This window comes from Dapis hubbardiae BLCC-M172 (assembly GCF_050016015.1).
Taxonomy (GTDB): Bacteria; Cyanobacteriota; Cyanobacteriia; order Cyanobacteriales; family Microcoleaceae; genus Trichodesmium.
In genome coordinates, this window is sequence record NZ_JBNHEQ010000158.1 from 1 (window position 1) to 15,695 (window position 15,695).

6 protein-coding genes are annotated in these 15,695 nt (G+C 33.8%); 2 read left to right on the forward strand and 4 right to left on the reverse strand.

The window, feature by feature from the left end; all coding sequences use genetic code 11:
* Nucleotides 1–239: 239 nt before the first annotated feature.
* Both ACP6PK_RS13710 and ACP6PK_RS13715 read left to right on the forward strand, forming a co-directional pair.
* Nucleotides 240–1,478, forward strand: a complete 1,239-nt coding sequence (locus tag ACP6PK_RS13710) for a vWA domain-containing protein (RefSeq protein WP_426560080.1) — start codon at nt 240–242, stop codon at nt 1,476–1,478.
* Nucleotides 1,479–3,131: 1,653 nt separating this feature from the next.
* A complete protein-coding gene (locus tag ACP6PK_RS13715; protein WP_094674584.1) occupies nt 3,132–4,631 on the forward strand; it encodes a cyclic nucleotide-binding domain-containing protein in 1,500 nt (499 codons plus the stop codon).
* 959 nt (nt 4,632–5,590) lie between these two features.
* On the opposite strand, the gene ACP6PK_RS13720 is transcribed toward ACP6PK_RS13715, so the two are convergent.
* From ACP6PK_RS13720 to ACP6PK_RS13735, 4 genes are all read right to left on the reverse strand, one after another.
* Nucleotides 5,591–6,262, reverse strand: a complete 672-nt coding sequence (locus ACP6PK_RS13720; protein ID WP_426560081.1) for a J domain-containing protein — start codon at nt 6,260–6,262, stop codon at nt 5,591–5,593.
* 331 nt (nt 6,263–6,593) lie between these two features.
* Nucleotides 6,594–7,553 carry a cysteine synthase A gene (cysK, locus tag ACP6PK_RS13725; protein ID WP_426560082.1) on the reverse strand — a complete coding sequence of 320 codons (960 nt, stop codon included), beginning with the start codon at nt 7,551–7,553 and terminating at the stop codon, nt 6,594–6,596.
* Nucleotides 7,554–8,920: 1,367 nt separating this feature from the next.
* Nucleotides 8,921–10,849, reverse strand: a complete 1,929-nt coding sequence (locus ACP6PK_RS13730; protein ID WP_426560083.1) for an iron uptake porin — start codon at nt 10,847–10,849, stop codon at nt 8,921–8,923.
* Nucleotides 10,850–11,923: 1,074 nt separating this feature from the next.
* Complete coding sequence (locus ACP6PK_RS13735; RefSeq protein ID WP_426560084.1) at nt 11,924–13,561, reverse strand: HD-GYP domain-containing protein; 1,638 nt, start codon at nt 13,559–13,561, stop codon at nt 11,924–11,926.
* Between the last annotated feature and the right edge of the window lie 2,134 nt (nt 13,562–15,695).

Consider the following 15,695-nt stretch of genomic DNA (forward strand, 5'->3'; position numbering starts at 1 on the left):
CGGTTTTAACCAGAGGTAATTATCAATTATCCATTATCAATTATCAATTATTGAAATTACTTGATTTTTTGAGTCAAAATTTAGCATAGATAGTGTTTCTTCTGTAGATAGAAATTTTGCCAGAATTATCTAGGGCGTGTTAAGGAACTGATTTTATTGAAATTTATATCGAAATTTTTCCCTATATTTGTGGAGATATCCTTAAATAAGTAAGTAGTAGAAAAATTCCTAGTACATTTATGAAAGTTAATTTACATTCAGCTCTCAACGATACCAATATTGATGCCTCTCAATCTTCATCTCAACGTCAAATGGCCATATCTATTTCCGCTATGGCTGATGAGTTAGAAAGGACTGTACCATTAAACCTTTGTTTAATTTTAGACCACAGTGGTTCTATGGAAGGAAGACCACTGGAAACTGTTAAACAAGCGGCCGAACAACTTGTGGAGAAATTAAAGGAAGGCGATCGCCTTTCGGTTGTGGCTTTTGACCATCGAGCTAAAGTAATTGTTCGTAATCAAATTATTAATGATTCTGCTAGTATTAAGCGTGAAATTAATAAGTTAAGAGCTTCTGGTGGTACTGCTATTGATGAAGGTTTAAAGTTAGGAATAGAAGAGTTAGGTAAGGGTCAAAAAGATTCTATTTCCCAAGCTTTTCTATTAACTGATGGAGAAAATGAACATGGGGATAATGACCGTTGTCTTAAGTTAGCAAAGTTAGCAACAGACTACAATTTAACTCTAAATTCTTTGGGATTTGGTGATGATTGGAATCAAGATGTTTTGGAAAAAATTGCTGATGCTGGAGGGGGAACTCTTGCCTATATTCAACGACCAGAACAGGCAATAGAAGAGTTTGGAAAGTTATTTAATCGGATTCAATCTGTTGGACTTACTAACTCTTATCTAAGATTTTCTTTAATGCCTAAAGTTAGGTTGGCAGAACTTAAACCTATTGCCCAAGTGGCACCAGATACTATTGAATTGCCAGTACAAAAAGAGGGTAATGGGTTTATGGTTAGACTGGGAGATTTAATGAAAGATGTAGAAAGAGTTGTTTTAGTTAATATTTATATTGGGCAATTACCAGAAGGAAAACAAACAATTGCTGAATTACAAATTCGTTATGATGACCCTGCTCAAAGTCAGAAAGATTTACTTTCAAAATCAATTTTAGTTGAAGCTAATGTTATGCAAAAATATCAGCCTCAAGTTAACCCTCAAGTACAAAATCATATTTTAGCTTTAGCAAAATATAGGCAAACTCAAATAGCTGAAACAAAATTACAACAGGGCGATAGAGCAGGTGCAGCTACAATGTTACAAACAGCAGCTAAAACGGCATTACAAATGGGAGATACAGGAGCAGCAACTGTTTTACAAACCAGTGCAACTCGTCTACAAGATGGAGGGGAACTTTCGGAAGCAGACCGGAAAAAAACGAGAATTGTCTCCAAAACAATTTTAAAGTAGAGGATAATTTTCTATCAGTTTAGCCAGGGAATTTTTCCCTGGTTAATAATTTAGGTAAGCATTTAGCATTCAGCCGTCAGCTATCAGCTTAATTCATTACGTTTTGAGTAGAAATTAGTATTGATAGATTTGAGGATAATTAAAAACAACTGACCTTAACCTATAGAATGTATATTTACGATAGCAGTCCTATTTTATTTGTGTATAAAAACCTTCCCACTTTTAGGGAATAGGGAATAGGGAACAGGGAACAGGAAACAGGCGGGAGTTTCAAGTTTTTTATCTACTTTTTGATTACCCGCAACCTATGCGCGGATTGCTATATTTATGAAACAGCTAAAAGCTGACTGTTAATAGCTGAATTATGACATAATTAGATAGGGAGTCGGGAGTAATAGGAAATAATTGATTATTTCTATATAATAATTAATTGAAATAAGGAGTATGAGGAAATACTTGGCAATCAGTATTTCAAAGTATCTTTTACCATTTTTAGAATTCCAAATTTAAACTTCAAAATTTTTTGATCTAAGTTAATTTAGTAATTGTTTAATTAAGCATACAAGCCTTGTTCTTCAGAACGAAAAAAATCAGAATTATCTTCCTTATTTCAAGCTTCTTGCAACAGTCGCGAGGTAATAATTTTAAATTGTCGCGAAGCAACCTCGATCAAAAATACTAACTCATAGCTTATTAGTAAGAATTTAGCTCTTAGCAGTCAGCTAGTCTCCAGCGGAGGAAGTGCGTTAACAGCCAAATAATGAATAATTTCTTACTCGGTTAAAGGAGCTTACTTTAAGCAGTAACTTTTAATTTTCTCTCAATTTCAAGGGTTGCTTTTACTTCATCCTCCCACTAATAGCTGATAGCTGTTAGCTGACGGCTGAATGCTTACCCTTCTTATCTAAAAAATGCGGAAGTAACGACCAATATAAAAAAATATATAATAGATGATTCAAAGAAATTCTTAGAAACAAGATTCAGGCATAATAATGTGGATAATGTCGAAATTAAAATTTCCCTATCACCTAACTACTTAAAATTTATTATATTTTTACTTCTCTCTCAGTCCCCTACTCCCTACTTCCTAATTTTATTTAATTCTTCTTATCTTTACCGAAAAACTAGGGTTTAAAGCCTCTCCTTTAAAGGAGAAAAAAGAAAAAAATTTCCCTTTTAACCAATCCTCTTGTTGAAAAGAAGAGGTAATTATTAATTAGGGGTTGCTGATTAAATATCAAAGCATTTACGGATAAAGGTTTGAGCAATTTTAGGTCTGGAAAAAGTACCAGCTTTTTGGTTGATAAAGTCGAAAAAGTGAGCATTTTGGGTAGATTATGGCAGAAAAATCACTCTTACTATTCTTCCTCTTCTCTCTTCTATAATTCTCACTTCTCCTGACTCCGTACGGACGTTGCGTAACAAAAATGCGTTTTCCGTCCCGGAATGCTCCGCATTTCCTGACGGAATGCTCCGCAAACATGTCGGCGACAGCCGTTAACGGAGTTATGCGCCAGCAAAACATGTTGCGCAGCAAAACGTCCCTAACTCCTGACTCCTACCCTTACCCATAAGACTTTTTCAGCAAACCCTAATTATTAATTGTTAATTATTAATTATTGAATTTTCCCCTACTCCCCTATTCTCACAAGTATGAATTTGATTTTTTTACAAGGACAACAATGGTTTCAAAACTTATCTAGAGCATTAACAACTCCACTGTTTTATATTGGAGATAATCATCTTTCGATAAGTGCAATTGTCAGATTAATTCTATTAGCTATCGCAGTCTTAATTCTTGCTCGAAATATAGGTGCAGGAATCAAAAGATTACTGCTAACTCCTATGGGTTTAGACCGAGGTAGTAAAGAAGCGATCGCCACAGTTATTATTTATCTAGTCGCAACTTTAGGAATTTTAATTGTTTTACAAAGAGCAGGTATAGACTTAAGAACTCTTACTGTTTTTGCAGGTGTTTTAGGAATTGGAATTGGTTTTGGACTACAAAATCTTGCAAGTAACTTTATCAGTGGTTTAACCCTATTATTTGAACAGCCAATTAAAGTAGGAGATTTTATTGAGGTAGACAATTTATTAGGTACAGTAGAAAGTATCTCTATTCGCTCTACAATTGTGCGTACTCTTGACGGTATATTTGTAATTGTACCTAACATTAAATTTGTCGAAAATAATATTATTAACTGGAGTTACAAAGATCCTAAAAGTCGTCTTCATATTCCAGTTGGAGTTGCTTATGGTACTGACCCAGTGCTAGTAACAGAAACATTATTAGATGTTGCTAGAGCAGAAAGAAATATATTAAAGAATCCTTCTCCAAAAGTATGGTTTAAAGGTTTTGGTGATAGTTCTTTAGATTTTGAGTTATTAGTTTGGATTGACCATCCTCAAGATAGCGATCCAATTACAAGTTCTTTAAATTTTTTGATTGAGCATGAATTAAATCGGCGAGATATAATTATTCCCTTTCCTCAGCGTGATTTATGGTTAAAAAATCCACAAGATTTAAGTCTATTATTTAATAATATTAATATTACCAATGCCATTGAAAGTGAAGTGTTAGATCGGGATGGTATTATTTCGGAGCAGAAACAGAATAGTATTCAACCTCAGTCTCAAAAGCAAATACCAAAATCTCTTAGCAATTGGACTTTGCGCGATTTACTTAAGAGAGTTACTTATTTTGAAAGTTTTACTGATTTAAAGCTCCGACAATTAATAGAATATGGCTATAGACAATTATTCCCTAAAGGACAAATTATATGTCAGGAAAATGATGTGGGTTCTTCTTTTTATATTATTCTTTCTGGTCTGGTTGAAGTGATTTCTGAAAAAACTAATAAATATATCGCCACTCTCCACGAAGGAGAGTTTTTTGGAGAAATGTCTTTGTTGTTGGGTTCCCCTCGTACAGCTACAGTCAAAGCTGTTGAAGATTCAATTTTATTTGTAATAGAGCAACATGATTTGCAAAGACTCTTAGAAGAATCTCCCAGTTTAGCTGTTGATATTTCCCAAAAGCTTTGTGAACGCCGACAAGCACTACAAGAATTAGGATTATTGGATTTGAGTTCCTCTGAAAATAGTCCCTTTAACCGGATTAGAAACCGGATTCAAACTCTTTTTGGTATTTAGAAGGAAGAAGGAAGAATTCATTAATTGATAATTGATAATTACAAGAAGGTTAAAACCGTTACGGAATTGAATATCGGGAAATATCCTAGCACTTTTTTTCCCCTATCCAAGGGGAGGCTTCAAGGCGCGAATTATTTAATAATTAATAATTAATAATTAATAATTGGGTAAGAAGTAATATCATGGTAGCATCGGTATTGTATAAGGTAAGTAAGAAGTAAGAAGTAAGAAGTAAGAAGAAAAGGAAAAACCTTACATAAGGTAAATATTTCCCCAATTTTTACACGCTCCGATACCAGCGGACATGATATAAGAAGTAAGAAGGAAGAAGTAAGAAGTAATAAGGAAGTTCGTGAAAAAAAACCTTAGGTATTTGGTTTCCCCACCCCATTTTTGCTTGGGGAAAGGAAACCAAACTCCTACGATAAATAATATATTTTAGAGGTATTATCTCTCTAGTTATAGCGGTTTTCACTCATGTTGCCTTGCATTACTTCTTCCTTCTTCCTTCTTATACCATTTTGAAAAAAGAATGTTACGAATAGTAAGAGCGATAAAAAGACTTCACAGGAGATGTCCCTTGGACAAAAAAAATGATGTATGACCTAAAAAACTATATTAAAGCCATTCCCATGCGACTCCGTAGGGACGCCCTTATGCAACGTCCCTACCTGCTGACTCCTAAAAATTACCCTAGTTATTTGTAGCAAACATTTATCAAACTGGTATTACTTCTTCCTTTAAACCCAAATCTCTGTACTCTAAAAAATATGAAAACTGCTATAAATTCGAGAATTCGTATAATAAAAATTAAATGAAAAGATAGTCAAATATACCACTTATAAAAACTTATAAAATATAGTAGTCGGCATTACCATTAAGACATTATTAAAGTCTCAAATTTAGTCGCAGCAAAAATTTAACTTCTAACCTCTAAATTATGACTTAAACTATATCTTTTATTGCTTTATTGCAGCTTGTGCTTCCTGGCGCAATCTATCAGCAATTCTAAATAATTCTTGACCGGTATGTAAATAATAATCATCATAATTTAGAGTAAATAACTCTAAATCATCTATTCCATCACTAACTTGATTTAAACAATAATATAAATTAGCTGCTACTCCAGCAAAATTAGATGGATTAGGCAGAGAATTAAATAAGTTATGAGCTTTTTTAAGTAGTTCCCGACAACTTTCTAAGTAATTTTGAAAAGATTCAAGCAATTGATCGTCAAAAGGATCAGCAGCTAAATCATTAATTTCACTTTTTAGAGGTTTCAGTATTGAAATTATAATTTTGTTGACTGGTTTATATACTTGATTTAACCATTTTTGCAGGTGTTCATCAATATTCTTGCCTCTTGTATGATGTTTTTGATAATATTGGCTAGTCTTTCTATATTTGTGAGAATTTTGATTAAGTTGGTGATAATCGTAAGACTTCCTTCGTTGGGGATCGCCTAATACTTCATAGGCTTCATTAATTCTAATAATACTTTCATGGTCTGCTATATCTGTATTAATATCTGGGTGAAATAACTTGACTAAACGACGATATGCCTGTTTAATTTGTCCCTGAGTTGCTGTAGGAGTAATATCTAAAATTTTATAATAATTACAAGTTACCATGAACCATTTCTATTCAATAACTACAATAATATGGAGACTATAAATAGGTTCTAAACAAATGTTAGTTGGAAAAAACATAGGGAATCTATCTATAATCTAAAATTAGTAGGGACTTACCCATTAGTTCAGCTCAAAACACTACAAAATTATATACTACTATAGTCTTTCTTTAGCGATTCTATGAGTAAGTCGTAATTACTGTAATACTGAATAACACTATACTAAGCATGTACACACAATTAATTTAGATAGATATGGGAATTAAACCTCAAATCATAATTGGATGTGTAAATAATTGTGTTCAGATCCTTAAATAAACTGATTCAGATAGCTAGACTGCAGCAACAGTCTCTTTTGGTTCTTGAAAAAGTGGGGTACTTAAATAACGCTCCCCAAAACTAGGCTGAATCATCACTATTAATTTGCCATCATTCTCTGGACGCTTACCGACTTGGATAGCTGCACAAAGAGCAGCTCCTGTAGAAATACCAGACAGAATACCCTCTTCTTTTGCTATACGACGACCATAGGTAATTGCCTCACTATCAGAAACCTGAATTATTTCATCAATAATCTTCGTATTCATTACATCTGGTACGAAACCAGCTCCTATTCCCTGAATTTTATGTGGTCCTGGTTTTCCACCAGATAAGACTGGACTGGTAGAAGGTTCAACAGCGATCCCTTGAAATTCCGGCTTTCTCGCTTTAATTGTCTCTGTAATCCCTGTAACTGTCCCACCAGTACCAACACCAGCGACCAAAATATCTATTTTACCATCTGTATCTTCCCAGATTTCTAGTGCTGTAGTTTTACTATGAATTTCTGGATTAGCTGGATTCTGAAATTGCTGCAACATATAATATTTTTCAGGGGATGAGTCCAAAATTTCCTGTGCTTCGGTAATCGCACCTGTCATACCTTTACTACCTGGAGTTAAGACTAACTCTGCTCCATAAGCGCGTAACATAGCACGACGCTCCATACTCATTGTTTCTGGCATGGTCAAAATTAGCTTGTAACCCCTAGCAGCAGCAACCATTGCCAAAGCAATACCTGTATTTCCAGAGGTTGGTTCAACCAATGTTGTTTTGCCTGGTGCAATTAAACCTTCGCGCTCTGCTACATTAATCATATTCACACCAATACGATCTTTAACTGAAGCCGCAGGGTTCATTCCTTCTAGTTTTACTACTATTTTTGCTAGACAACCTTCTGCTTGAGGAATACGATTGAGTTGTACTAGGGGGGTGCGACCTACTAATTCTGTAATATTATGAGCAATACGCATGATATATTTATCACTAATGTTCAACTTAGGTTTCTACCAATAACATGATAGAAAATGGTTATTTAATCGTCAGCATTGAGACATCAGCCATAAGCTTGATTGCCTCAATAGTGTAAATCAGTATTGAGAGACTTAAGTCTAATTAAAAATATAGGTAAAAGCACATCAGTAAATATAGAACTAATTAATCAGGACTTGGAATCAAATCTTGATTAGTCAAAAATTTTGTTTAAAGCCAAATTTTCTACTTTGATTGATTGTTTAGGCAGCATTTTGGATTCAAAGCTAACTGATAATAGTTGAATTCTCAGATTTTAATGATAGATTTTCGGTTGATTAAGAATTAACTAGACTATTGTATAGTCTCTCAACTTTTTTGCATTCTACCTAAAGTTTTACCTAAAATTTATAATTGCCTCATCTAAGTTATTTTCTACTTTTTCGATAGGATAGCCAATATTTAGTTATGATTGCTTTAGTTTATAGAAAAATTATGTACTGATTTTTACCAATCAATACATTTTTACTTTTTCTTTATTTTCCTAGAAGTATCTATATTTAGTGTAAATTTTATAGAGTTAATTTTAAATCAAAGAAATGATATAGCAATCCTATTTGATTCGTGGCAAAAATCTTACTGCTTTTTAGGCAAGAGGTAAGAGTTTCAAATTTTTTATTTACTTTTTAATTTATCACAACCTATTTAGGATTGCTATATATATTAGGGATTTTATAATTTTTTAATGTAAAACCAATACATTACATTAGTTGAGACTGTTAAACATCTTTAAATTAGATACTTAAATTTTTAATTATAGAACTTTTTAGGATTGTGAGGTAGAGTTATATTGATTTATTGTATCTATCCCCTATTGCCTAAATCCTTAAAACTTTAGTATCTCATAAACTGGAAAACGCCTGTCAATAAAATTTATCAACAAAAATACCTAAATTTTAGAATTATCTGTAGCTGTAGTAATCCTAAATAAAATCAACTGTAAGTAATTAAATAACAGGTGGAATAAACTAAAAATTATTTCAATTTTATAGCGATTTTCACTTCATGACTTGCATTACTTCTTCCTTCTCTCCTAGATAACTAAAGCCTTCTTCTTTATCAACCCAAATCTCTGTACTCTATATTAATGAAAACTGCTATAATTTGTTAAATACTAAGTCCTAACTTATACTAAATAAAAACTTTAATTCCATAAGACTTAGGAAAATAAATCCGGTTGCTACGATAAATATTTAGTATGAACAATATACATTTAATCAACAATTAGATTTATGGCTTAAGTTTGCGTAAGTATTATTCCATTAATTTATAGGGTGGCAAATACCACCCTAATTTTTCCAACTAACTACTAGAACTGGAATGTAGTTCTAATAGTACCAATAATTAACTCATCATTATCATCATCTTGGTTAGCATTTGTAATTACAGTTACACCAGGAGTAATTGAAATGTTATCTGTAACTTGATATTTGTAGAATGCTTCAATGTGCCATGACTGGTCTTGTCGCAACCCTGAAGCCAATCCGCTAGGAACTTCTAAATCATTCATGTATGGTTCTCGTCCTACAACAATACCACCTAAACTACCTTCCTTAAATAAATCAGGGAAAGCGATAGTAGCTCCATAAGTCCAGATTTCAAAATCACCTAAGCCAATTAGTTTGCCATCAAGATATGTACCAAAGCCATTAATTGTTACCCAATCAGCAGCTCGCCAAGACATTTCTACACCATAGGCATTAGTAGAAACTGGCTTGGCAATATTAACTGAACCTGGTTTGCGGTCATTGAGTCCAGCATTTAGACCATACACACTGTTAGCAATACCTGTCCCCACAAACCCACTATTTAAACTCTGATTATTACCTAGACCTGTAGCTGCACCATCATCAAATCCAAAATTTCCTGGTCCAAAATAGCCTTTGTTGTAGGTAAGTCCAATTTGGAAATTTCTGATGGGAGTAAATGTTAATTGTGCTAGAGCAGCATAGTCTCCATTAAACAAACCTTTTCCTTCACGAGGATCTTCACCTTCTGCTGCTAAGTAGCCAAAAGATAGAGAAAATGGACTATAGGTACAAGCATATTGGTCTTTGCAACCAAAATCATACTCAATTCCAAGTCCTTTACCACCCCCTAAACGATAGATTGGGTTCCTTTGACCAAAAGCACTAAGAGAACCACTTCCTCCATCAAAATCTTCCATATAAGGATTAAGTGTAGGAACAAAGTCATACCAACTTACCTTATTGGCAGCAACAGTTACTCTGATGTTATCTCTGACAGGGAACTTATAGAATAGTTTATCTAGCTGAACTGTATCATCTGTACGGTCAAGAATATTAAAGGTTTGCTGTCCTTCAGACTCGGCTATCCATTGGTTAAATGCTTGAGCATTACCTGCTTGTAACCGTGTAAATAATAAGTCCTCACCAGAAAAGCTAGTATTGAAATTCAGACGTACCCTATATTGAAATACTGTTTGATCTTCATCCTGGGTACTATCACTAAACATTCCATATTCCCCTTGGTCTTCAAAGTTATCAACCAGGGCAAAAATTACCTCACCTCTAAGTTTGGTAGTTGTAGAGAATTGATTAGCCTCCAATTCAGCAGCACGAGCTTCTAGAGCATCGACACGACCCCGAAGAATTGCTAATTCTGCGGAAAATTCTTCTTGTAACCTTTGTAGAATAGCCAGGTCTTCTCTAGTTACTGTATCTGCTATAGCAGCTTGTAAAAGTTCTGTAATTCTATCTAGACAAGCGTTAACACCAGCAGCAAATTCAAAACGGGTCAAAGCACGGTTGCCTCTGTAAGTACCATCTGGATATCCAACTATACATCCATAACGCTCAACTAAGGATTGTAGTGCTTGAAATGCCCAATCTGTAGGCTGAACATCAGAAAGTTGAGATACAGAAGTAACCTGACCTTTTGCCGTTCTACCATTTCTACGATTAGCTCTGTTAATATTACGAAGACCTGGTTGACGAAGATTGCGACCTTCTCTACCATAGCGGTTGATTTGTCGTATGGTAGTTGCTGGTGTATTGGCAACGGAATTAGCAGAATTTGTTACAGGAACTTGAGCTAATAGTTCAGTTCCCTGTATATCTATATTATTTGTTGATAAATTTTCAGTTGTTGCAGCTTGAGGCTGAATAACTGTATTAGTTGGTTGACTTTCAATTGCCATAGCAGTTGAGGATGCAACGAGGGTTGCTCCTAAGACTGCTGGACTAAAAAGTAAACAATTCCAGAATATTTTTGACATTTTCCCCTCATCCTCACACCGATTACAGAGAGACTATTTTGCTCTTTTATTTAGTTATTTTCTATTAGGGTAGGATTATCAATTATTGCTTGATAGTCCTTCATCTCCACTAGATACTAAATTTAGGTATTAATAATGGAGTTGAATAGCAGGTTGTCCAATTTTCTCTCAGAGTCAAGATATCTCTTTCCAGAATTAGGTTTGTTTCGAGCAATATTAAAATAATTCCAACCCTAGAACAAATTTTGATATTTGTTCGACTTTTTTATAGCACAAACAGACTCTTTATATAGACCTTTACTACAAATTTAGATTTTTTACCTTAAGATTTTAGGTTTTAGATATACCCAAGCTGAGAATGACAAAACCAGCAGCTTGTCCATATAAATAAGTTAGGTAGATGACTGACAGACTATCACAATTTTTTTTTATCAACAACCTCTATCCAAAATTTTGTTCATTCTCTCAAGAATATCCTAATTAATTTTTGATCTACAATTATGTATTTATAGAAATTTGGGTTGTGCACAAAAGTGTGGGATAAGTCGGGTATGGCTGGTAAATCTAGTCTAAAAGCACTGATATAGCAATGAGCGCTGGTATATTTACAAATTGTAGTAGGGGCAAAAGAGCTAGAAGTCTTATATTATCGGCAATTTATTCTCCCTGTTGCCTGTTCCAATAGTGCCTGTTCCCGGAGCACAGCGCTATATATAAAGGTTAAGCGCCCAGATGGGAGCGAAAAAGTGCAAATATTTAAGCTTGAGCGACCAAAAAGTTAGGATAAATATACAGGTAGAATTATTGCTCCTACTTTCGGACATCTACCCACCCTTCCCACACTTCCCACACTTTCTTGACGCACAACCGAAATTTGTATACCTTATACCAATTCCCATGCATTAATGCTATACTTAGACAAAACTTCAGTTATTAAGTAATTAAACATTATGTAATTACTTTTTTGTTAGTTTCAGGAAATTTAGCATTAATTATTGTTGTTTGTAGGGACGTTGCATGCAAGGTCCCTACCTTCCCCTACTCTGAAATAGATAAAGTTTTTGAGAAATGGTATTACTTGCTGTGTCCTAGTATCGAAAAGACTTGTCTCTGTTCAAATAGTTCCAAGAAATGACTATTAATTTTATTCGCGGCTGCTTCAGAACGCATAATTCTCAGAGCAACTTCTACAGGTAAGCCTTTTTTATAAGGGCGATCGCCAGCCGTTAAAGCATCATATATATCTGCGATAACTATAATTTGAGCTTGAATAGAAATTTCTTTTTCTTTTAGTCCCCTAGGATAACCACTGCCATCTAACTTTTCATGGTGTCCATAAGCAATTTCTGGTATATTCTGTAGATTTTTTGTCCAAGGAATTCGCTTTAAAAATTCGTAAGAATCTGTTACATGAGCTTCCATAGCTTGTCGTTCTTCAGGAGTCAAATTACCCCTAGGAACTCCAAGTTGAGCCATTTCCTCTGGTGTAATCAGAGGTTTAATTTTACCGTCTATATCTTTGTAGGTGTAAAGTGATATTTGTTGTAGTTGCTTCAGTGGTTCTTCTGCTATAATTGTTGGCTCGTTAGCCCTTAGTATTGTTTGCCAATAGTTATTAAGCTGAGTAATTTCTGCTTGTAACTCTAAATCCAAATTTTCTATTTTTTCGCATAAAGGACAATTGTCTTGAGTATGTTGTTGAGATATGTCAGACAAATGTCCAAGTAAGTATTTGTACTTCGTTTGAGCAGATTCCATTTCCAAAGTACGTTGGGCTACGGCAAACCTTTGCTCAATTAGGTCTAATTGTTCTTGATATAATTTTTTGCGTTTGGTTAATATAGCTTCTGGCACACCTATTTTACCGAAATCATGTAATAGAGCTGCATAACGGACTTCCTGAATTTGCTCACTACTAAAATATATGGCCGACAATAGACCATTACTAATCATATTTACTTCTTCACACAGACCTACCGTTAATTTTGCTACTCGCTCTGAATGACCAGATGTACAAGGGTCTCTCGCTTCTATTGCTTGTACTGATGCTTTAACAAAACCCTCAAATAAATTTTCTATATTTTCTTGTAGATGATTTCTTTCTATAGATATAGCTGCTTGAGAGGCTAGAGAAATTAATATTCTCTCTTCCCATTCTGAGTATGCTTGAGTTAATTCTTTGGCATTTTCTGTTGTCAGTACCACATCAGATTTAAGTTTACGGTTAATTAGCTGAAGCACTCCAATTATTTCCTGATGTCGATTTTGTATTGGTAAAATCAACACTGAACAAGTACGATAACTTGTTTGCTCGTCAAAACGTTGATCAAACTTATAGGGAATATTTTCTGGAAGATTGTAAACATCTGGTAAATTTAAAGTATGACCTGTTAAGGCAACATACCCAGCCAAACTTTCAGATGTCATAGGTAATTCTAGTTCCTGAAAGGTAAATTCTGATTCTGATAAAGAATCATTTTGCGCAACCTTGAACAATAATTTCTGTTGTCTAGTGTTTACTTTATCTACTAAGTAAACACTACCTGCATCACTACAAGTTATCTCCCGACTTTTGGATAATATTAAATTTAATAGTTCACCCAAATTATGAGTGTCAGATAAAGCCACTCCAATGTCTAGTAGCTGCTCTATCAATAATTCTGTGGTCTCAGTAGGTTCCGACAACCACTTAAGTGTATTTAACTGGAGCATAGTTGAGGCTTAGTCAAGAGCCTTGACCTTAAATTAGATGAATACTAATTAATATAATTGTTTTTCCTATGAAAGTGTAGTCAGAGAAGATAATTTTCAACTAAGAATCTTCAATTTCAGGACTTTAGCCAACAAATTTTTAATTATGGTCTACTAAACATAACTTCCTGATCAACTCTAATACCATTTCTCAAAAACTTTATCTATTTCAGAGTAGGGAAGTAGGAGAGTGGGCGAGAATTCAGCAAAAAATACAATGAAAAATTAATAATTAATAATTACCCCTCCTCAATAATTAACAATGAACAATTAACAATTAATAATTAATGATTATCACGGCGCTTAGGAGCAATATATAAACTATTTACCTAGCACTCGCCCTCAGAATATATTAATTATTCATTACAAAGGGAGGCTTTAAACCTTGATTTTTGAATGAATAACTAATTATTGATGCTTCAACTCTTAATTATTAATTATTAACTATTAGTTATTAATTATTCGGTAAAAATCAAGAATAATTAATGTTAACTCACCTAAAATCAGCAAAACAGTTATTCTACTAAAGTAATTACTTAATAACTGAAGTTTTAACATAAGTAAAGCATGACTTTTGGGAATTGGTATAAAAGCCTTTATCTGTAGATTATTTAGCCTTTTTTTTGTCAAGAAAGTTCCAGCTTTGCGCTTACTCTATTAGGACTTACGCAGAGAAACTATATATAGCGTTCAAAACCATTGCGCAATAGTTTTTTAACTCTATACATAGTACCTTTGCGGAAGTCCTGTCTATTTCAAAATACTCATATTTTTAACAGACTAAATAGTGGAAAAATCTCAGACAATTATTCCCTCTAGTCCTTCTTCAATTCATTTTCCTCTTGACTCCTACTCCTACCCTTAAGAATTTTTTAGCAAACCCTCAATAAATTCAGATACCCATAGATATTCAATGAGTTAAGTATTACTAAATTATCAATCAAGTCACATCAAATGACTCCATCAATATCAACATCATAGTTTAGTTAAGCATATATTTAACCAGAGATAGTTCAATAATTGATAATTACCTCTCCCTAAAAGGAAGAGGATTGAATAAAAGGAAAATTTTTTCTTCTCTTGGTCGATTGGATATGGCGAGGTTTCCCGAAGAGTGCAGAGCCGCTCCGCTTTTCATGTCGGCTCAAGCGCCGAAACAGCATCCCATCCTGACGGAATGCGAGCAATTCATGTCGCGAAACGTTAACGTTTGCGGAGCATTCCGTCAGGAAGTGCGCTACCTAAACGACCGCTGTTTCTCCTTTAAAGGAGAGGCTTTAAACCTTAATTATTCGGTAAAATATATATAGCAAATCCACGCTTATATTGCGGGTAATCAAAAAGTAGATAAAAAACCTGAAAATCACACCTGTTCCCTAAAAATAGTAAGGTTTTTATACACAAAGACAATAGAAAAGCTATAGTTTTACCTCTCATAATTTTTCCAAAACCTATGATATAAAAAAAATACTAAGAGTTTTCAAATGATATCAAATCAGTTGGCTTCGGAGTATTATAAAAAACCGGGTTTATGGGAGATAGATGGTAGGGACGCCCTTATGCAACGTCCCTACAAGGGCATTTCATATAAACCCGGTTTCTACGCTTTTTTACACCGATACTACCGGATTTGATATGATTAATTTCATATAAATCAGTAATAAAAAAAATCACCTAAGTTACATACTTGCAATATTTAACTTAAGTGAAAAATTTATATTCTTTCATATACTGTTTGTCAAATAAGTATTAAGATAACGAATAGTTACTAAAATCCAAAATTGGTAATACTTCAAAGAATTGAAATCCAGTAGGTAGAGAGATATTAGGTAAATATATTCCTAGATGAGTGAAGTGAGAAATATTTGTGTTGATTTCTTCCTCCCTACTCCCTACTCACTACTCCCTATTCCCTATCTCATTTTTATCTTTGCTTGATACATTAAATCTTTCAATTGATATTATATTGATAATGATTTTTTCTACTCCAGGTGATGTATTGAACCTATATTTTCGTTGTCTAAACTAAAATTTTATATTACTAAACTTCCATCTAAACTATTAAAGTGGCGTTGCATAAATGCGGGATGATTTT